Here is a 19,485-nt window from a genome sequence, read left to right on the forward strand (position 1 = left end):
ACAGGTATAGACCAAGTCGGGATCTTCATCGATCTTGCCGGCCTCTTCGCGAGCAGGCTCGCTCCCACAGAGGCGCTGCATAGGGCATCACAAATCCCACAGGCCAAAATGATTTGTCCCACGCTGGCCCATCTCCCCCATGTCAGCTAGCATCGCCCTTTTGCCAGGACTGCCGACCATGAAGATTGTTTCCTTCAACATCAACGGACTGCGTGCCCGTCCGCATCAGCTGGCAGCGCTGATCGAAAAACATCAGCCCGACGTGATCGGCCTGCAGGAAACCAAGGTCCACGACGACCAGTTCCCCCACGACGACATCCGCGCCCTCGGCTACCACGTGCACTTCCATGGCCAGAAGGGCCATTACGGTGTCGCCCTGCTCTCGCGCAACGAACCGATCACCATCCATAAAGGCTTCGCCACCGATGAAGAAGACGCGCAACGGCGCTTTATCTGGGGCACTTTTGCCGATGCCAACGGCGTGCCGGTGACGATCATGAACGGCTATTTCCCACAAGGTGAAAGCCGCGATCACCCAACCAAATTCCCTGCCAAAGAGCGTTTCTACAGCGATCTGCAAGCGCTGCTGGAAAGCCAGTTCCACAACGAACAGCCGCTGGTGGTGATGGGCGATGTGAACATTTCCCCGGAAGACTGCGACATCGGCATCGGCCCGGACAACATGAAGCGCTGGCTGAAAACCGGCAAATGCAGCTTCCTGCCGGAAGAACGCGAGTGGATGGCGCGCCTGAAAAACTGGGGCCTGACCGACAGCTACCGTCACCTCAATCCCGACGTGAGCGACATGTTCAGCTGGTTCGACTACCGCAGCCGTGGCTTTGAAGATGAGCCCAAACGCGGCCTGCGCATCGATGTAATTCTGGCGTCCCATGGCCTGCTGCCACGGGTCAAGGATGCCGGCGTGGACTACGAACTGCGCGGCATGGAAAAGCCATCGGACCATGCGCCGATCTGGCTTGAGCTGGCCTGAGGGAATTTTCATTGTGGGAGCGAGCCTGCTCGCGAATGCGGTGGATCAGCGACGAATTTTTCGACTGACACGGCGCCTTCGCGAGCAGGCTCGCTCCCACAGGTAATCCCCTGTCATATTTCGGTCACGCGCCTGACTTAATCTCCCCGGCAATCCCCTTGGCTTGATTCGGTGCCGGCATGACCCTGCGTGTTCTCTGCGTTTTCCTGTTGAGTGGCTGGCTGTCGATCTACGCCGCCGCCCTGCCGATCCCCGAAAACGGCCCGGCATTGCGCATTCAGGGTTCCAACACCATCGGTGCCGATCTGGGTCCGGCGCTGGTCGAAGGCCTGTTGCAGGAACAAGGCCTGCTGAAAATCCACCGCGAAACCCCGGACACCGCCAACGAACAACGCATCGTCGGCCAGACCGCACAAGGGCAACGCGTGATCATCGAAGTTGCCGCTCACGGTTCCAGCACCGGTTTCGCTGCGTTGAAAAACGCCAGCGCCGATCTGGCCGCCTCTTCCCGTGAGATCAAGGACAGCGAACTGCTTGCCCTGCAAACCCTCGGCGATCTGAAAAGCCCGGCGGCCGAACAAGTCATTGCCATCGACGGCCTGGCGATCATCCTCAACCCGGCCAACCCGCTTGAGCAGTTGAACACCGAGCAACTGGCGCGGATTTTTGCCGGCGAAGTGAAAACCTGGGAAGAACTCGGTGGCCGTGGCGGCGCCATTCATTTATATGCGCGGGATGATCAATCGGGGACGTACGACACGTTCAAGGAACTGGTCCTGAGCCGGCGTGGGAAAAGTCTGAGCAGCGCGGCGAAACGTTTCGAATCCAGCGAGCAATTGTCCGATGCAGTCAGCAACGATCCGCAAGGTATCGGCTTCATCGGCTTGCCCTATGTGCGTCAAGCCAAAGCCGTAGCGATTGCCGACGGCGCGTCGCAAGCGATGCTGCCGCTGAACAGCCTGATCGCCACCGAAGACTATCCGCTGTCGCGGCGCTTGTTCTTTTATCTACCGCCGGACATCCAGAATCCGTGGGCGCAGGCGTTGGCAACGTTCGCGCAAAGTCCACAGGGACAGGCGATCGTCGCGACCAGCGGTTTTGTCAGCCAGACCGTGCAGGCCATGAGCGTGGCGCCGAATGCGCTGATGCCAGAGGGTTATCAATCTCTCAGCCGGCATGCCCAGCGTCTGACAGTGAATTTCCGTTTTGCCGAGGGCAGCGCCAGTCTGGACAACAAGGCGCGGCAGGATCTGGCGCGGGTGCTCGACTATATAAAGCGCAATGGCAAGACCGAACGGGCGGTGACGCTGGTGGGGTTTGGTGATTTGAAGGATGACCCGGCGCGGGCTGATCTACTGTCGAAGCTGCGAGCAATGGCGGTGCGGCGCGAGCTGGTCAAAAACGGTGTGGTCATGCGCGAAGTACGCGGCTTTGGTGCGCTGATGCCGGTGGCGACCAACAGCGCGGATGAAGGGCGGATCAAGAATCGGCGGGTTGAGGTTTGGGTGTATTGATCCTGATGTCGATCTGCTGAATGTGCAGGCCCTTTCGCGAGCAGGCTCGCTCCCACATTGGATCTGTGGCGTGCACAAATCTTGTGGGAGCGAGCCTGCTCGCGAATGAGGCAACTCGGTATTACTGACCGCTACGCATCATCTCCTTCGGCACATACTTGCCGATCTCGAACTTGCCAATCGCCGCGCGGTGCACTTCGTCGGGGCCGTCGGCCAGACGCAGGGTGCGCTGCATGGCATACATATAGGCCAGCGGGAAATCGTTCGACACCCCTGCCCCTCCGTGCATCTGAATCGCCCGGTCGATCACCCGCAGGGCGACATTCGGCGCGACGACTTTGATCTGCGCAATCTCGCTTTTCGCCACTTTGTTGCCGACGGTGTCCATCATGTACGCCGCTTTCAACGTCAGCAGGCGCGCCATGTCGATCTCCATCCGCGAGTCGGCGATCTTGTCGATGTTGCCACCCAGACGCGCCAGCGGTTTGCCGAACGCGGTGCGGCTCACCGAGCGTTTGCACATCAGTTCCAGCGCACGTTCGGCCATGCCGATCGAACGCATGCAGTGGTGAATGCGGCCTGGGCCAAGGCGACCCTGGGCGATTTCGAAGCCGCGTCCTTCACCGAGCAGGACGTTTTCGTACGGCACCCGAACGTTGTCGAACAGCACTTCGGCGTGACCGTGCGGTGCATCGTCGTAGCCGAACACCGGCAGCGGACGGACGATTTTCACCCCGGGGGTGTCGACCGGCACGAGAATCATCGAGTGCTGGGCGTGACGCGGCGCGTCGGGGTTGCTCAGGCCCATGAAAATCAGGATCTTGCAGCGCGGATCGCAGGCGCCGGAAGTCCACCATTTCTTGCCGTTGATCACCCACTGATCGCCATCACGCATAGCACGGGCGGCCATGTTGGTCGCGTCGGAAGATGCCACGTCGGGCTCGGTCATGGCGAACGCCGAACGGATCTCGCCGCGCAGCAGCGGCTCGAGCCAGCGCTGTTTCTGCTCTTCGTTGGCGTAGCGCACCAATACTTCCATGTTGCCGGTGTCCGGCGCCGAGCAGTTGAACGGCTCCGGCCCCAGCAGGGAACGGCCCATGATTTCCGCCAATGGCGCATATTCGAGGTTGCTCAGGCCGGCGCCCAGCTCGGACTCAGGCAGAAACAAATTCCACAGACCTTCAGCCTTGGCCTTGGCCTTGAGCTCTTCCATGATTGCGGTCGGCTGCCAGCGATCGCCCTCGGCGACCTGGCGTTCGAACACCGCTTCGGCCGGGTAAACGTAAGTGTCCATGAACGCAGTCACGCGCTCACGCAGTTCCTGAACCTTGGGCGAATAAGCGAAATCCATGGGTAGTTACCTTCTCGGGCAGAGGTTGTTCAAGTCATGCAATCGATGCTAGAACAGCGCTGATCATTTACCTAGCCTATTCTCGGCGTGTATAAACATTCATCACCAATATATGATCCGCTGATCGTCAGCCCCAAAACACTTGCACTTAATAACAAGAGAAGCCGCGTTATGAATCTGAGCAAGGTCGACCTGAACCTTTTCATCGTCTTCGACGCGATCTACACCGAAGCCAACCTGACCCGCGCCGGGCAGATTGTCGGCATCACCCAGCCGGCGGTGTCCAATGCCCTGGCGCGGTTGCGCGAAACCTTCAACGACCCGCTCTTCGTGCGTACCGCTCAGGGCATGGTGCCCACGCCGATGGCGCAGAACATCATCGGCCCGGTGCGCAACGCCCTGTCGCTGCTGCGCGTGTCGGTGCAGGAAAGCCGCATCTTCAACCCGGCGCAGGCGGCCAAGACTTACCGCATCAGCATGACCGATTTGACGGAGGCAATCATTCTGCCGCCACTGTTCCAGCGCCTGCGCCGCCTCGCGCCGACGGTGATCATCGAAAGCTTTCTGTCCAAGCGCCGGGAAACCACCAAGGAACTGGCCGCCGGGCGTCTGGATTTCGCCGTGGATGCGCCGCTCAACACCGACCCGCAGGTGCGCCACGTCAAGCTGATGGACGACCGTTACGTCTGCGCCATGCGCAAGGGCCATCCAATGGCGAGCAAGGAAAAACTCAGCCTCGATGACTATTTGTCGCTGACTCACATCCATATTTCCAGCCGCCGCAGTGGTCTGGGTTATGTCGATCTGGCGCTGGGCAAAATGGGCATCCAGCGCAAGATCGCCCTGCGCTCGCAGCACTATCTGATGGCCTCGCAAGTGATGCAGCAGACCGACATGGTCATGACCGTGCCGGAACGCTTCGCCCGCCGCCATGATCTGCAATCGTTCAATTTGCCGGTGAATGATGTGCCCTCGGTGGAAACGCACCTGTATTGGCACGAAAGCACCGACCAGGACCCGGCCAACCGCTGGATGCGCGAGCAGATGATCGAGTTGTGCCAACAGGTGACGGCGCAGGAGAAGAAGCTGGAGAAGGTGTAGGGCTTTTTTACCGCGTTATCGTTCTTCGCGAGCAGGCTCGCTCCCACAATGAATTGCATTTCATCTGAAGGAACGCGGTCGAATGTGGGAGCGAGCCTGCTCGCGAAGAGGCCTGTACGGACACCCCAAAACCATCCCGCTTGACGTAAACGTAAACCACCGATTAGCTTAGCGCCATGCCCCTTTTCCGAGCGCTTTCATGAGCAGTCAGACCTACAGCATTTCCGATCTCGCCCGCGAGCTGGACATCACCACCCGGGCGATCCGCTTTTATGAAGAGCAAGGCCTGCTCAGCCCCGAGCGTCGTGGCCAGGAACGTATCTATTCGCCGCGCGACAAGGTCACCCTGAAGCTGATCCTGCGCGGCAAGCGCATCGGTTTTTCCCTTGCCGAATGCCGCGAGCTGATCGAACTCTATGATCCGTCCGGCGGTAACACCAAACAGCTCAACAGCATGCTGGCAAAAATCAGCGAACGCCGCGAACAGCTCGAACAGCAGTTGCTGGATATCGAACAGATGAAGCTTGAGCTGGATACAGCAGAAGAGCGCTGCGTGCAGGCGTTGGAGCAGACGCTCAAGAGCCAGCAGGCGGTCTAGCCAACACTGGCGCCCCTGTGGGAGCGAGCCTGCTCGCGAATGCATTCTGTCATCCAACATTAACGGTGACTGATCCACCGCTTTCGCGAGCAGGCTCGCTCCCACAGGGTTCTTCGTGAACTAAAAAAACAGGCAGGTCCCACCCATGTCCCTCCCCTCCCAAGTACGCCTGATCGAAGTCGGCCCGCGCGATGGCCTGCAGAACGAAGCCCAACCGATCAGCGTGGCTGACAAGGTGCAACTGGTCGATGCCCTGAGCGCCGCCGGGCTCGGCTACATCGAAGTCGGCAGTTTCGTCTCGCCGAAATGGGTGCCGCAGATGGCCGGCTCCGCCGAGGTGTTTGCGCAGATCCAGCGCAAACCCGGCGTGACCTACGGCGCGCTGGCGCCGAACTTGCGCGGCTTTGAAGACGCGCTCGCCGCCGGGGTCAAGGAAGTCGCGGTGTTCGCCGCCGCCTCCGAGGCGTTCTCGCAGCGCAACATCAATTGCTCGATCAACGAAAGCCTGGCGCGGTTTGCGCCGATCATGGAGGCCGCCAAACAACACGGCGTTACCGTGCGCGGTTACGTTTCCTGTGTGCTGGGCTGCCCGTATGAAGGCACGGTCGCGCCGGAGCAAGTGGCGATGGTCGCGCGCGAGCTGTACGCGATGGGCTGCTACGAAGTGTCGCTGGGCGACACCATCGGCACCGGCACGGCGGGCGCGACCCGGCGCCTGTTCGAGGTGGTCTCGGCGCAGGTACCACGGGACAAGCTTGCCGGGCATTTCCACGACACGTATGGCCAGGCCATGGCCAATATCTACGCCAGCCTGCTCGAAGGCATTGCGGTGTTCGACAGCTCTATCGCCGGCCTTGGCGGCTGCCCTTACGCCAAAGGCGCGAGCGGTAACGTCGCGACCGAAGACGTGGTGTACCTGCTGGATGGCTTGGGCATCGAGACCGGTATCGACCTGGACGCCTTGATTGCTGCGGGCCAGCAGATCAGTGCAGTGCTCGGCCGTCCAAGCGGTTCGCGAGTGGCCAAGGCACGCAGCGCGCAGTGAGGTGTTACCGCTGGATCAGTGAAGTGGGCAAAAGCGAGTAACACGGAAACAAATTGTCTGGCTTTGCCCTGAGGTGAAAAAGCCCGAAAAACTTAAATCACTGATTTATAAGCCTTTTTAAAAGTTGGCACGACACCTGCTATCTCTATGGCATAACAAGAATAAAAAGCCGCAAACCAATAAAAACAAGACGAAACGACTCTGACATAACAAGAACAACACGGCAGAGACGCAGCTAACAGATTTTTTTGGAGAAGGTGTGCTTTTCAGGGTGCTCTCAGGAGTGACCCGCAACCGGGCAGAGAACAATAAAACTACCTTCAGGTAGCTCCCGAATCGGTTGGATCGTTAAACGAGAAAGCAGATCAGCGCTCAAAAAAATACGTTTGCTCTTGACCCCGGATGGGGGTCGCCAAAAGCTGTACAGGGCCACGGTTGCCAAAAACAACAACAGACCGACCCTCAATAATAAAAAGAGCACGCAACGACAAATTAAAGGGGAGCTTCGGCTCCCCTTTGTGCTTTCTGCAATTCGTCTCTCTATCACTGCATCCCTGTGGGAGCGAGCCTGCTCGCGAAAACGGTGTGCCAGACACATTTGCGCTGAATGACACACCGCATTCGCGAGCAGGCTCGCTCCCACAGAAATTTTGTGATTATCCCTCGATTGTTTTCAGCTCCTCGATACTGATCTCACGCATCCTGAATTTCTGGATCTTGCCCGTCACCGTCATCGGAAACGCGTCGACGAATTTGAAGTAACGCGGTGTCTTGAAATGGGCGATGCGCTCCTTGCACCAGGCTTGCAGCTCCAGCTCCGAGGCGCTGTGGCCGGGGTGGAATTTGATCCAGGCGACGATTTCCTCACCGTAGCGCGAGCACGGAATACCGATCACCTGCACGTCCGCCACCGCCGGATGGGTGAAGAAGAATTCCTCCAGCTCACGGGGATAAACGTTCTCCCCGCCACGAATGATCATGTCTTTGTTACGCCCGGCGATGTTGACGTAACCCTCCTCGTTCATGCTCGCCAGGTCGCCGGTGTGCATCCACCCCGCCTCATCGATGGCTTCGGCAGTAGCCTGCGGGTTGTTCCAGTAGCCGAGCATCACGCTGTAACCGCGCGTGCACAATTCGCCAATGGTGCCGCGCGGCACAAGGTTGCCGGCGGTGTCGATGATCTTGCTTTCCAGTTGCGGCTGGGTGCGGCCGACCGTGGTGACACGCAACTCCAGCTCATCCGCTGGACCGGTCTGCAGCGACACCGGACTGGTTTCGGTCATGCCGTAGGCGATCTGCACTTCGCTCATGTGCATTTCGTTGATGACCCGGCGCATGACCTCAATCGGACAGGTCGCGCCGGCCATGATCCCGGTGCGCAGGCTCGACAGGTCGAAGGTCTGCCGCTGCGGCTGATCGAGCATGGCGATAAACATGGTCGGCACACCGTACAGCGCCGTGGCTTTTTCTTCGGCCACCGCTTGCAGGGTCAGCGCCGGATCGAAAGCGTCATTGGGGTAAATCATCGTGCTGGCGTGGGTGACGCAACCGAGGTTGCCCATGACCATGCCGAAGCAGTGATACAGCGGCACCGGAATCACCAGACGATCGGCAGTCGTCAGGCCGAGGCTTTCGCCGACCATGTAGCCGTTGTTGAGAATGTTGTAGTGACTGAGGGTCGCGCCCTTGGGGAAACCGGTGGTGCCGGAGGTGTACTGGATGTTCACCGGTTGATCGAAATGCAGACTGGCGCTGCGTTCGCGCAATTGATCGGGCGAGACGCTGACGGCCAGATCGCTGAGCTGCGACCACGGCAGAAAACCCGGCGGCGGATTGGCATTGAGGCTGATCACCCCGCGCAGCTCCGGCAGGCGTTCGCTGCGCAGCTGACCGATGGCGTGCTCGGCCAATTCTGGCGCCAGGCCCTGGAGCATTTCATGGTAATTCGAGGTCTTGAACGCTCCGGCACAGACCAGCCACTGGCAGCCGGATTGCTTGAGCACGTACTCGAGTTCGGAGCTGCGGTAGGCAGGATTGATGTTGACCAGGATCACGCCGATCTTCGCGGTGGCGAACTGGGTGATGCACCACTGCGCGCAATTCGGCGCCCAGATGCCGAGGCGATCACCGGTCTGCAAGCCCAGTGCGAGCAAGGCCCTGGCCTGCTCATCCACCGCGTCGGCCAGTTGCCGCCAGGAGTAACGCAACTGTTGATGGCGCACCACCAAAGCCTCGCCGTCCGGGTATTGCGCGACAGTCTGATCGAAGCGCTGACCGATGGTCATCGCCAGCAGGGCTTTGTCCTGCGAGCCACGGGTGTAGCTGCGCTGCGGGTTTGCACTGGGTAGATCCATGACGACCCCTATTGTCTTTATTAGTGGGTTTTCCCGGTTTTGAATCCCTGTGGGAGCGAGCCTGCTCGCGAATACGCTGCGTCATTCAGCCTTGAGGGCGACTGATACAGCGCTTTCGCGAGCAGGCTCGCTCCCACCAGAAACAAACCGATATCTGATCCTGAACTGTCCTTACTCTCGCCCAAGTTGACGCTTACGTAAAGCCGATTGACAGTCGAACTCCGGAAGCTTTACGTTAACGTAAAGCTGAACGCCGATTCGTCGTGCGCTCCACCCGATAAAAAAGCCAAAAGGTGCCTCATGAGCTATCCATCCCTGAATTTCGCCCTCGGTGAAACCATCGACATGCTGCGCGATCAGGTGCAGTCCTTCGTCGCCGATCAGATCGCCCCGCGCGCCGCGCAGATCGACCACGACAACCTGTTCCCCGCCGACATGTGGCGCAAATTCGGTGACATGGGCCTGCTCGGCATCACCGTGCCGGAGGAGTACGGCGGCGCAGGTCTGGGTTATCTGGCGCATGTGGTGGCGATGGAAGAAATCAGCCGTGGCTCGGCGTCGGTGGCGTTGTCCTATGGCGCGCACTCCAACCTTTGCGTCAACCAGATCAACCGCAACGGCAACCACGAACAGAAAACCAAATACCTGCCGAAGCTGATCAGCGGCGAGCACGTCGGCGCCCTGGCGATGAGCGAGCCCAACGCCGGTTCCGATGTGGTCTCGATGAAGCTGCGCGCCGACAAACGCGGCGATCGCTTCGTACTCAACGGCAGCAAAACCTGGATCACCAACGGCCCTGACGCCAATACCTACGTGATCTACGCCAAGACCGATCTGGAAAAAGGCCCGCACGGCATTACTGCGTTCATCGTCGAGCGTGACTGGAAAGGCTTCAGCCGCAGCAACAAATTCGACAAACTTGGCATGCGTGGCTCCAACACCTGCGAGTTGTTTTTCGATGACGTCGAAGTGCCGGAAGAGAACATCCTCGGTGTGCTCAACGGTGGCGTGAAAGTGCTGATGAGCGGCCTCGATTACGAACGCGTGGTGCTCTCGGGCGGCCCGACCGGGATCATGCAGTCGTGCATGGACCTGATCGTGCCGTACATCCACGACCGCAAGCAGTTCGGCCAGAGCATCGGCGAATTCCAGCTGATCCAGGGCAAAGTTGCCGACATGTACACCCAGCTCAATGCCAGCCGCGCCTATCTGTACGCGGTGGCCCAGGCTTGCGAGCGCGGCGAAACCACCCGTAAGGACGCTGCCGGGGTGATCCTCTATACCGCCGAACGCGCCACACAAATGGCCCTCGACGCGATCCAGATTCTCGGCGGCAACGGCTACATCAACGAATTCCCCGCCGGTCGCCTGCTGCGCGACGCCAAGCTCTACGAAATCGGCGCAGGCACCAGCGAAATCCGCCGCATGCTGATCGGCCGCGAACTGTTCAACGAAACGCGCTAAACGGAGCTGACCATGGCAACTTTGCACACTCAGCTCAACCCGCGCTCGGCGGAGTTCGCCGCCAACAGTGCGGCGATGCTCAAACAGGTCGACGCGCTGCACACCTTGCTCGCCCAAGTGGCGCAGGGTGGCGGTGTCAAAGCGCAGGAACGCCACACCTCGCGGGGTAAATTGCTGCCGCGCGAGCGCATCAATCGCTTGCTCGACCCCGGCTCGCCGTTTCTCGAAATCAGCCAACTGGCGGCTCACGCCGTGTATGGCGAAGACGTCCCGGCTGCCGGTGTGATCGCCGGGATCGGTCGCGTTGAAGGCGTCGAGTGCATGATCGTCGCCAACGATGCGACGGTGAAAGGTGGCTCGTATTACCCGCTCACCGTGAAAAAACACCTGCGCGCGCAGACCATCGCCCAGCAGAATCGCCTGCCGTGCATTTATCTGGTGGATTCCGGTGGCGCCAACCTGCCGCGTCAGGACGAAGTGTTCCCGGATCGCGAGCATTTCGGGCGGATATTCTTCAATCAGGCCAACATGAGCGCCATGGGCATCCCGCAGATCGCCGTGGTGATGGGCTCGTGCACCGCTGGCGGCGCGTATGTGCCGGCGATGGCGGACGAGGCGATCATGGTGCGCAACCAGGCGACGATTTTCCTCGCCGGCCCGCCGCTGGTAAAAGCCGCGACCGGCGAAGTGGTCAGCGCCGAAGATCTGGGCGGCGCCGATGTGCACTGCAAGACCTCCGGCGTGGCCGACCATTACGCCGAGAACGACGAACACGCCCTCGCCCTCGCCCGCCGCAGCGTCGCCAACCTCAACTGGCGCAAGCTCGGCGAGGTGCAGCAACGCACGCCGATCGCGCCGCTGTACGCCTGCGACGAGTTGTACGGCGTGGTTCCGGCTGACGCCAAACAGCCATTCGATGTGCGCGAAGTGATCGCGCGGCTGGTCGACGGCTCGGTGTTCGATGAATTCAAAGCGCTGTTCGGCACCACGCTGGTCTGCGGTTTCGCGCACTTGCACGGCTACCCGATCGCGATTCTGGCAAACAACGGCATCCTCTTCGCCGAAGCCGCGCAGAAAGGCGCGCACTTCATCGAACTGGCCTGCCAGCGCGGCATCCCGCTGCTGTTTCTGCAGAACATCACGGGTTTCATGGTCGGCCAGAAATACGAGGCCGGCGGCATCGCCAAACACGGCGCGAAACTGGTGACCGCAGTGGCCTGCGCCAAGGTGCCGAAATTCACCGTGATCATCGGCGGCAGCTTCGGTGCCGGCAACTACGGCATGTGCGGGCGCGCTTACGATCCGCGTTTCTTGTGGATGTGGCCGAACGCGCGGATTGGCGTGATGGGCGCCGAACAGGCCGCCGGTGTGCTGGTGCAGGTCAAGCGCGAACAGGCCGAACGCAGCGGTCAGGCGTTCAGCGCCGAGCAGGAGACCGAGATCAAGCAGCCGATTCTCGATCAGTACGAAGAACAGGGTCATCCCTACTACTCCAGCGCGCGGCTGTGGGATGACGGCGTCATCGACCCGGCGCAGACCCGCGATGTACTGGCCCTGGCCTTGTCCGCGTCGCTGAACGCGCCAATCGAACCGAGCCGCTTCGGTGTGTTCCGGATGTGATGTTTTTTTGTGGGAGCGAGCCTGCTCGCGAATGCGCTCTGTCAGGCAGCGGATAGATCGACTGATACCCCGCTTTCGCGAGCAGGCTCGCTCCCACAAGAACCGTGGAGACAGATGAATATGAGCGACTTCAATACCCTCGAACTGCAAACCGATCCACGCGGTTTTGCGACGTTATGGCTCAACCGCGCCGAGAAAAACAACGCGTTCAACGCCGAGATGATCCGCGAACTGATCCTCGCCCTCGACAAGGTGGCCAGCGATTCGAACCTGCGTTTCCTGCTGCTGCGTGGGCGCGGCAAGCACTTCAGTGCCGGCGCCGACTTGGCGTGGATGCAGCAATCGGCGGAACTCGATTACCACACCAACCTCGATGACGCCCGCGAGCTGGCCGAGCTGATGTACAACCTCGCCAAGCTGAAAATCCCCACGCTGGCCGTGGTGCAAGGCGCGGCGTTCGGTGGCGCGCTGGGCTTGATCAGTTGCTGTGACATGGCGATCGGCGCCGATGACGCGCAGTTCTGCCTGTCGGAAGTGCGCATCGGTCTGGCCCCAGCGGTAATCAGCCCGTTCGTGGTGCAAGCGATTGGTGAGCGTGCGGCGCGGCGCTATGCGCTGACTGCCGAGCGCTTCAACGGGCAGCGGGCGCGGGAGATTGGCTTGCTCGCCGAAAGCTATCCTGCGGCTGAACTGGAGCATCAGGTCGAACAGTGGATCGACAACCTGTTGCTCAACAGCCCCGCGGCCATGCGTGCCAGCAAGGACTTGCTGCGTGAAGTCGGCAACGGCGCGCTGACCCCGGCCCTGCGCCGCTACACCGAAAATGCCATCGCGCGGATTCGCGTCAGCCCTGAAGGCCAAGAAGGCTTGCGCGCCTTCCTGCAAAAACGCCCACCGAACTGGCAAGCCGCATCCACCAAGGAGTCGCGTTGATGAGCGCACCTGTGATTACCACCCTATTGGTGGCCAACCGTGGCGAAATCGCCTGCCGCGTGATGCGCACCGCTAAGGCCTTGGGCCTGACTACCGTCGCTGTGCACAGCGCCACCGACCGCGATGCGCGGCACAGCCGGGAAGCCGATATCCGCGTCGATCTGGGTGGCAGCAAGGCCGCCGAGAGTTATCTGCAAATCGATAAATTGATCGCCGCCGCCAAGGCCAGCGGTGCCCAGGCGATTCATCCCGGCTATGGCTTTCTCTCGGAAAACGCTGGATTCGCCCGCGCCATCGAAGCCGCCGGGCTGATCTTCCTCGGCCCGCCCGCCTCGGCCATCGACGCGATGGGCAGCAAATCCGCCGCCAAAGCGTTGATGGAAAAGGCCGGTGTGCCTTTGGTGCCGGGCTATCACGGCGAGGCGCAGGACCTCGACACCTTCCGCGAAGCCTGCGAACGCATCGGTTATCCGGTGCTGCTCAAGGCTACGGCCGGCGGCGGTGGTAAAGGCATGAAAGTCGTCGAGGATGTCAGCCAACTGGCTGAAGCCCTCGCCTCGGCGCAGCGCGAAGCGCAATCGTCGTTTGGCGACTCGCGGATGTTGGTGGAAAAGTATTTGCTCAAGCCACGTCATGTGGAGATTCAGGTGTTCGCCGATCAGCACGGCAACTGCCTGTATCTCAACGAGCGCGATTGTTCGATCCAGCGTCGTCACCAGAAAGTCGTCGAAGAAGCCCCGGCGCCGGGCCTGTCGCCCGAGTTGCGCCGAGCAATGGGCGAAGCGGCCGTGCGTTCGGCGCAGGCGATCGGTTATGTCGGCGCCGGTACCGTGGAGTTTTTGCTGGATGCGCGCGGCGAGTTTTTCTTCATGGAGATGAACACGCGGCTGCAAGTCGAGCACCCGGTGACCGAAGCAATCACCGGGCTCGATCTGGTCGCCTGGCAGATTCGCGTCGCCCGTGGGGAAACGCTGCCGATCACTCAGGCGCAGGTGCCGCTCAATGGTCATGCGATCGAAGTGCGCTTGTATGCCGAAGATCCGGCGAATGATTTCCTGCCGGCCACCGGGCGTCTGGACTTGTATCGCGAATCGGCGCAGGGACCGGGGCGGCGGGTGGACAGCGGCGTTGAGGAAGGTGACGAGATATCGCCCTTCTACGACCCGATGCTCGGCAAGCTGATTGCCTGGGGTGAAGATCGCGAACAGGCACGCTTGCGTCTGTTGAGCATGCTCGACGAGTTTGCGATTGGCGGGCTGAAGACCAACATCAATTTCCTGCGCCGGATCATCGCGCATCCGGCGTTTGCGGCGGCAGAGCTGGATACCGGGTTCATTCCGCGCTATCAGGAGCAATTGCTGCCCGCACCAGGCACGTTGAGCGATGAGTTCTGGCAGGCGGCGGCGCAGGCGTTTGCGAAGAGTCTGCCGCAGCGTGCTCGGGCGGATGATCCCGCCTCGCCCTGGTCTTGCGGTAGTGGTTTGCGCGCAGGTTTGCCGGCGCAAATCACCTTGCATTTGAGTTGCGAGGGACAGGATCGCGCGTTGACCTTGAGAACTGCGGCCCATGCAAAACTGCTGGGCGAAGCACAAATCGTCGAGCATGACGGCGTGCGCCGCACATTGCGGGCGATTCGTCAGGGTGGCGTGTTGTATCTGGAATGGGACGGCGAGTTGCGGCGCATCGAAGCGTTCGATCCGATCAGCGCCGTCGAGGCCAGCCACAGCCATCAGGGCGGTCTGACCGCGCCAATGAACGGCAGCATCGTGCGTGTGTTGGTCGAAACGGGACAGTCGGTTGAGGCCGGGGCGCAACTGGTAGTGCTTGAAGCCATGAAGATGGAACACAGCATCCGTGCGCCGCAGGCCGGTGTGATCAAAGCGCTGTATTGCCGGGAAGGCGATATGGTCAGTGAAGGCAGCGCTTTGGTTGAACTGGAAGAGGGATGAAATAAAAGGATCGATCCTGGCCTTGAGCGAGGATCGATCCGTTCAGTAACGCGCCGTTGCCTGAACCACCACGCCGATGATCCGGCATTCATCGGTGAGCAGGGTTTTCGGCCAGGTCGGATTGAGCGGCACCAGGTAACGCTGGCCGGCCTGTTCGTCGAGCTTGCGGAAAATCGCTTCTTCGCTGTCCGGCCACTGGGCGATCACCAGTTTGCCAGGCACTGCCTCCAACTCCGGATCGACCAGAATCAGCATGCCCTCGGCAACACTCTGGCCGCTCGGCGCGGTCATCGAATCCCCGGTTACTGTCAGCCAGAACGCCGCACCGCCGCGAGCGTGGTAATCCGTGAGTTCGAAGCGCTGCTTCGCTGATGCTCCGGGATAGCTCGCCGCAGTGTCACGCACTTCGCACGGTGCACGCCAATCGCAGACCGGATAACGGAAGTACGGGTTGTACTTCTGCGCCAGCGGCATTTCGTCTTCCGGCGTCGGCTGCGGTTCGCGGATCACCAGAACGACTTCGAGGAAGTCCATTCCCAGCGCTTTGAGCACGCGGTTCATTTCGGTAACACCGGGTTCGCGACGCTTGTTCAGCCAATGACCGATCCCGCCCTGGGACATGCCGACGCGCTCTCCGAGCTCTGTTTGAGTGACTTTGAGTTCACTCATCTTGGCCTTGACCAACTCAATCCATTTATCCATGTGCCGCACCTTACGCGGACGTCTTCGACCGGCAAAACACATATTGTAGTCTTTAAATCCTAGTCACAAATACAGGCGGTACTATCCTAGAGGAACGGACTTTCAATCGAACATGGAGTGACGTTTCATGATGAACATCAGCAGCAAAGACCTGCCCGATCTGCAAATCGACACCAGCTTCACCTCCCCTCAGGGCAATGCCGCCGCACAGCGCGCGCTGGACTACTACTTGAAACCGACTGTTTCGAAATCCGAGACGGACGAACGTTTTTTCAATGTCAAAAACCATCTCAGCGGCGAAGAAGCGCTGGTGCATGCCTCGGACTTGTTGCGATGTGCAGCCGCCACCGCGTTCAAGGCCGCAGAAAACCTGCAAGGCACCAGTCGCGATCTGGCCTTTTCGGTGGTGCACATGGTGGATATGGCGCGGGCGATGGTCGACCATTCGATCGACAACGATGAAGTCACGGCGGACAAGGTACGGGCGGACAGGAAAGAATTTTCCCATCGCGCAGATAAAAACATTTGACTTGCAAATGATAATGATTATTATTGCAAGCAGCTGGTCGCGAGATCAGTCGATGGACCAGAGACCTTAGGTCGGTCTTCTGGACTATCTCCTCATCAGGCTAATCACGGTTTTTGACCCGGCTTTTTGCCGGGTCTTTTTTTGCCCGTTTTTCGGGCTTGTGTCTTCAGGCTAATGAAGTCTTTGGGTGCTGCAAATTCGATGGCGCGGATAATATCAAAAGAATATTGATTGGCAAGCCGAGCCCAGCCACATTGGGCGAAACTAATGGCAATCAGCACTTGAGAATCAATCGCATAGCCTCTAAGCTGCTGGCGCGTCACGGAAGACGCCCCCCGCTACACCCGCGATTCCCCTCGGTTTCAGCCCTGCCTGCGTGTAAAGTACCGGTCATAAAAATCCTGATCAGGAACCGACCATGACCGTGGCCAAATCTTCGTTCGACATCAGCGCCAATTTCGACAGCGGCAATATCCAAGTCATCGATATCAGCAACCCGCTCAGTCCCGTCCTGGCCATCCGCCCGGACACCCGCAGCGCTCATTTTCAGTGGTTCCACTTCAAGGCCAGCGGCCTGCATGTGCACCAGGAACACTGGTTTCGCCTGGTCAACGCCAGCCAATCGACCTACAGCAAAGGCTGGCCGGGCTATCAAGCGGTGGCGTCGTATGATCACGTCAACTGGTTCCGCATCCCCACCAGCTTCGAAGGCGACAGCCTGCGCTTCTGCCTCGAAGCGGAACAGACCCACGCCTGGTTCGCCTACTTCGAACCCTACAGCCGCGGCCGCCACGACTGGTTGATCGAGCAAGCGCTAAGCAAGGCTGGCACCGAATTGCTGGCGACCGGCAAAAGTGTCGAGGGCCGCGACATTCAGCTGCTGCGCAAAGGCACCGGTGCCGAAGGCCAGCGCAAAATCTGGATCATCGCCCAGCAACATCCGGGCGAGCACATGGCTGAATGGTTCATGGAAGGTGTGATCGAGCGTCTGGAACGACAGGACGATCCGGTATTGAACAAACTGCTGGCCAGCGCCGATCTGTATCTGGTGCCGAACATGAACCCGGACGGCGCGTTCCACGGCCACCTGCGCACCAATGCCATGGGGCAGGACTTGAACCGGGCCTGGCAGAACGCCAGCCAGGACATCAGCCCGGAAGTGCTATTCGTTCAGCAGCAGATGCAAAAGTATGGCGTCGATGCGTTTATCGACGTACACGGCGACGAAACCATACCTCACGTTTTCACCGCCGGCTGTGAAGGCAATCCTGGTTTTACGCCGCGCATCGAAAAGCTTGAAGAGCATTTCCGCAGCCACTTGAAGCACACCACCAAAGACTTCCAGACCACCTATGGCTACACCCGCGACGAACCGGGACAGGCCAACATGACCCTGGCCTGCAACAGCGTCGGACAGAAATACGACTGCCTGTCGCTGACCCTGGAGATGCCGTTCAAGGACCACGACGACCACCCGGACAAGATCACCGGCTGGTCGGGCAAACGTTCCAAGCAATTGGGCAAGGATGTGCTGACCACCTTCGCCGACATGGTCGACACCCTGCGCTGATCCCCTTCCCTGCAACAACAAAAGATCGCAGCCGGCCTGCGATCTTTTGCGTTATAGGGTCAGCCGCGATCGCGCCCGCGCAACATGCTGTCGAGCACTTCGTCACGACGCACCCAGCCATGGAACAGCGCCGCCGCCAGGTGCAGCAGCACTGTCAGAAACAGCAGATACGCCAAATAGCCATGGGACTTGCGCAGCAACGCAAACAGTTGCGCGTCGGCCGGCACAATTGGCGGCAGATGCAGCGACGCCGAGAGCATCACCGGCTCGCCCGAGGCACTGATCATCGCCCAGCCGAGCAACGGCAACACCAGCATCAACGCATACAACAAGACGTGGGAAGCCTTGGCTGCGAGCACCTGCCAGCCCGGCAGATCATCCGGCAGCGGCGGTTGGCGCGTGGTGAAGCGCACCAGCAGGCGCACGATCACCAGCGCCAGAATCGCGATGCCCAGGGGCTTGTGCAGATGAATCAGCCATTCATGGCGAGACGACACCGAAGTGACCATGCCCGCGCCGATAAACAGCATGGCGATGATCATCAGCGCCATCAGCCAGTGCAGCAGGCGCGCCAGCAAAACGAAATGCGTCGGTTGCTTGTTCATGGACGAGCCTCCTGTTTGGCGGCGGGCAACTGGCTGACTTCGCTGGTGCGACGCAGGTAGGAATCGGCATAGCCGGCAGAACGCGCGGCCAGCAGTGGATCTTCCGATCCTTGAATCCCGGCCGGCAGCACCAGCGGGTCGTAGTTGATGTCACGGCACTCGCCACTGAGTTGCGGCTGGGTCTTCACCAGCACCAGGGTTCCGGCGTTCAACACTTTGCGATCTGCGGGCCAGGTCTTGCTGGCATCGTTCACCGGGTCACCGGCGTTGGCCAGGGTGATGTTCAACTGAAAGCGCAAGGGTGCGGCGGCCAGGCGTTGCACCAGATCCTTCTCGAGAAAGTCCGCGCCTTCAGGAGCCGTGGCACCCGCCGCGTCCTGCGCCAGCGGCGTCATGCTCCAGCGTACGGCCTGTTTTTTACCGTTGCCATCGACCAGATAGAACGCATTGATGCTGTTATAGGTTTCGGTGGCGTAGCTGGCCGAAGGCTTGGCGGTCTTCACCCACGTCAGAAACGGCACGGCTTCCGGATGTGCGGCAAAAAACGCCGGCACCTTCGTCGGGTCTGGCTTGCCGGTGGCTGGATCCGGCGACTGCGCCTGCTGCAATTGGTAGAACGCTTCGGGCGTGCCCACCGGAAACACCGGCATGCTGTTCATCCCGGTGCGCCATTGCTGACCGTTCGCCTGGGTGAAGCGCAGCGCCAGGCTGCGGATCGGTACGGCGCTGTCCGGCGCGTAGGGATTGCCGGCCGGCAAGGCGAAACGCCCCACCACCGGTGTCTGCGGCAGGTTGAACACCTGTGCCGTGGAGAACGCGCGCGCCTCGCCGCTGCTTTCGAAATGGCCGATCACGCAGACACCCTTGGCGTGATTGCGACGAAAGCCGGGATGCACGCCGTTGTTCTTTTCCAGCACATCGACCAACGCTTTTGGCGTCAATCGTTGTGGGTCAAGATTGCCATGCACGTAGGCAAACGCCCCGGCCACGGCAGCGACAATCACGGCAATGCCGCCCAGACGTAAAACCAGGCTCGCGGCGCTCAGTGGCTCGCGCGGCGGCCTGCCGGGCGGTGCAGCGTTTGGGGACGAGCGATCAACCATGAATATCTCCAGGCCATCGGCCACAAGTGGAAAGAGTCAGCAAGACGCACCCCGTC

At 60.3% G+C, this 19,485-nt stretch carries 17 protein-coding genes; 11 read left to right on the forward strand and 6 right to left on the reverse strand.

The features are described 5' to 3' along the window. The first annotated feature begins 178 nt into the window (after positions 1-178). Positions 179-991, forward strand: coding sequence for an exodeoxyribonuclease III (gene xthA / locus PSH90_RS16860; RefSeq protein WP_305381099.1), 813 nt, complete (start codon positions 179-181; stop codon positions 989-991). Positions 992-1,170: 179 nt separating this feature from the next. Next, positions 1,171-2,505: a phosphate ABC transporter substrate-binding/OmpA family protein gene (locus PSH90_RS16865; RefSeq protein WP_305381101.1), complete on the forward strand. Its 1,335-nt coding sequence runs from the start codon at positions 1,171-1,173 to the stop codon at positions 2,503-2,505. 121 nt (positions 2,506-2,626) lie between these two features. Here the strand turns inward: PSH90_RS16865 and PSH90_RS16870 are convergent, their stop codons facing one another. Continuing rightward, positions 2,627-3,856 (reverse strand): acyl-CoA dehydrogenase, encoded by a 1,230-nt coding sequence (locus PSH90_RS16870; protein WP_305381103.1) that lies wholly within the window; start codon positions 3,854-3,856, stop codon positions 2,627-2,629. A 171-nt stretch (positions 3,857-4,027) separates the two neighbouring features. Between PSH90_RS16870 and PSH90_RS16875 the strand changes: the two genes are divergently transcribed. The 3 genes from PSH90_RS16875 (at position 4,028) to PSH90_RS16885 (ending at position 6,600) form a co-directional block, all read left to right on the forward strand. After that, a complete protein-coding gene (locus PSH90_RS16875) occupies positions 4,028-4,957 on the forward strand; it encodes a LysR family transcriptional regulator (protein ID WP_262135995.1) in 930 nt (309 codons plus the stop codon). Positions 4,958-5,156: 199 nt separating this feature from the next. Further along, positions 5,157-5,555, forward strand: a complete 399-nt coding sequence (locus PSH90_RS16880; RefSeq protein WP_039763349.1) for a MerR family DNA-binding transcriptional regulator — start codon at positions 5,157-5,159, stop codon at positions 5,553-5,555. Between the two features lie 145 nt (positions 5,556-5,700). Beyond that, positions 5,701-6,600 carry a hydroxymethylglutaryl-CoA lyase gene (locus PSH90_RS16885; protein WP_252886437.1) on the forward strand — a complete coding sequence of 300 codons (900 nt, stop codon included), beginning with the start codon at positions 5,701-5,703 and terminating at the stop codon, positions 6,598-6,600. Positions 6,601-7,256: 656 nt separating this feature from the next. On the opposite strand, the gene PSH90_RS16890 is transcribed toward PSH90_RS16885, so the two are convergent. Continuing rightward, complete coding sequence (locus PSH90_RS16890; RefSeq protein WP_305381105.1) at positions 7,257-8,954, reverse strand: AMP-binding protein; 1,698 nt, start codon at positions 8,952-8,954, stop codon at positions 7,257-7,259. A 300-nt stretch (positions 8,955-9,254) separates the two neighbouring features. Here PSH90_RS16890 and PSH90_RS16895 point away from each other — a divergent pair, with 300 nt between their 5' ends. The 4 genes from PSH90_RS16895 (at position 9,255) to PSH90_RS16910 (ending at position 14,920) form a co-directional block, all read left to right on the forward strand. Further along, positions 9,255-10,418, forward strand: coding sequence for an isovaleryl-CoA dehydrogenase (locus tag PSH90_RS16895; protein ID WP_130903010.1), 1,164 nt, complete (start codon positions 9,255-9,257; stop codon positions 10,416-10,418). 12 nt (positions 10,419-10,430) lie between these two features. After that, complete coding sequence (locus tag PSH90_RS16900) at positions 10,431-12,038, forward strand: carboxyl transferase domain-containing protein (RefSeq protein WP_305381106.1); 1,608 nt, start codon at positions 10,431-10,433, stop codon at positions 12,036-12,038. Positions 12,039-12,158: 120 nt separating this feature from the next. After that, positions 12,159-12,971: a gamma-carboxygeranoyl-CoA hydratase gene (locus PSH90_RS16905; RefSeq protein ID WP_305381108.1), complete on the forward strand. Its 813-nt coding sequence runs from the start codon at positions 12,159-12,161 to the stop codon at positions 12,969-12,971. Then, a complete protein-coding gene (locus PSH90_RS16910; protein WP_305381110.1) occupies positions 12,971-14,920 on the forward strand; it encodes an acetyl/propionyl/methylcrotonyl-CoA carboxylase subunit alpha in 1,950 nt (649 codons plus the stop codon). Before PSH90_RS16905 ends, PSH90_RS16910 begins: the two co-directional genes overlap by 1 nt. Before the next feature lie 42 nt (positions 14,921-14,962). On the opposite strand, the gene PSH90_RS16915 is transcribed toward PSH90_RS16910, so the two are convergent. Then, positions 14,963-15,622, reverse strand: a complete 660-nt coding sequence (locus tag PSH90_RS16915; RefSeq protein ID WP_071172928.1) for a LexA family transcriptional regulator — start codon at positions 15,620-15,622, stop codon at positions 14,963-14,965. A gap of 130 nt (positions 15,623-15,752) precedes the next feature. Between PSH90_RS16915 and PSH90_RS16920 the strand changes: the two genes are divergently transcribed. Further along, complete coding sequence (locus PSH90_RS16920) at positions 15,753-16,151, forward strand: DUF3077 domain-containing protein (RefSeq protein ID WP_041477380.1); 399 nt, start codon at positions 15,753-15,755, stop codon at positions 16,149-16,151. A 104-nt stretch (positions 16,152-16,255) separates the two neighbouring features. Here PSH90_RS16920 and PSH90_RS16925 read toward each other — a convergent pair whose 3' ends face one another. Next, a complete protein-coding gene (locus PSH90_RS16925) occupies positions 16,256-16,474 on the reverse strand; it encodes a hypothetical protein (RefSeq protein ID WP_143979101.1) in 219 nt (72 codons plus the stop codon). A gap of 95 nt (positions 16,475-16,569) precedes the next feature. Between PSH90_RS16925 and PSH90_RS16930 the strand changes: the two genes are divergently transcribed. Continuing rightward, positions 16,570-17,721 (forward strand): M14-type cytosolic carboxypeptidase, encoded by a 1,152-nt coding sequence (locus PSH90_RS16930; RefSeq protein WP_236168559.1) that lies wholly within the window; start codon positions 16,570-16,572, stop codon positions 17,719-17,721. Positions 17,722-17,780: 59 nt separating this feature from the next. Here PSH90_RS16930 and PSH90_RS16935 read toward each other — a convergent pair whose 3' ends face one another. Beyond that, entirely contained in the window at positions 17,781-18,326 is a 546-nt protein-coding gene (locus PSH90_RS16935) for a cytochrome b (RefSeq protein ID WP_129999585.1), read from the reverse strand. Further along, entirely contained in the window at positions 18,323-19,429 is a 1,107-nt protein-coding gene (locus PSH90_RS16940; protein ID WP_236168558.1) for a catalase family peroxidase, read from the reverse strand. Before PSH90_RS16940 ends, PSH90_RS16935 begins: the two co-directional genes overlap by 4 nt. Positions 19,430-19,485 lie beyond the last annotated feature (56 nt).

This window comes from Pseudomonas sp. FP1762, from assembly GCF_030687105.1.
In the GTDB taxonomy this organism is placed as follows: Bacteria; Pseudomonadota; Gammaproteobacteria; order Pseudomonadales; family Pseudomonadaceae; genus Aquipseudomonas; species Aquipseudomonas siliginis.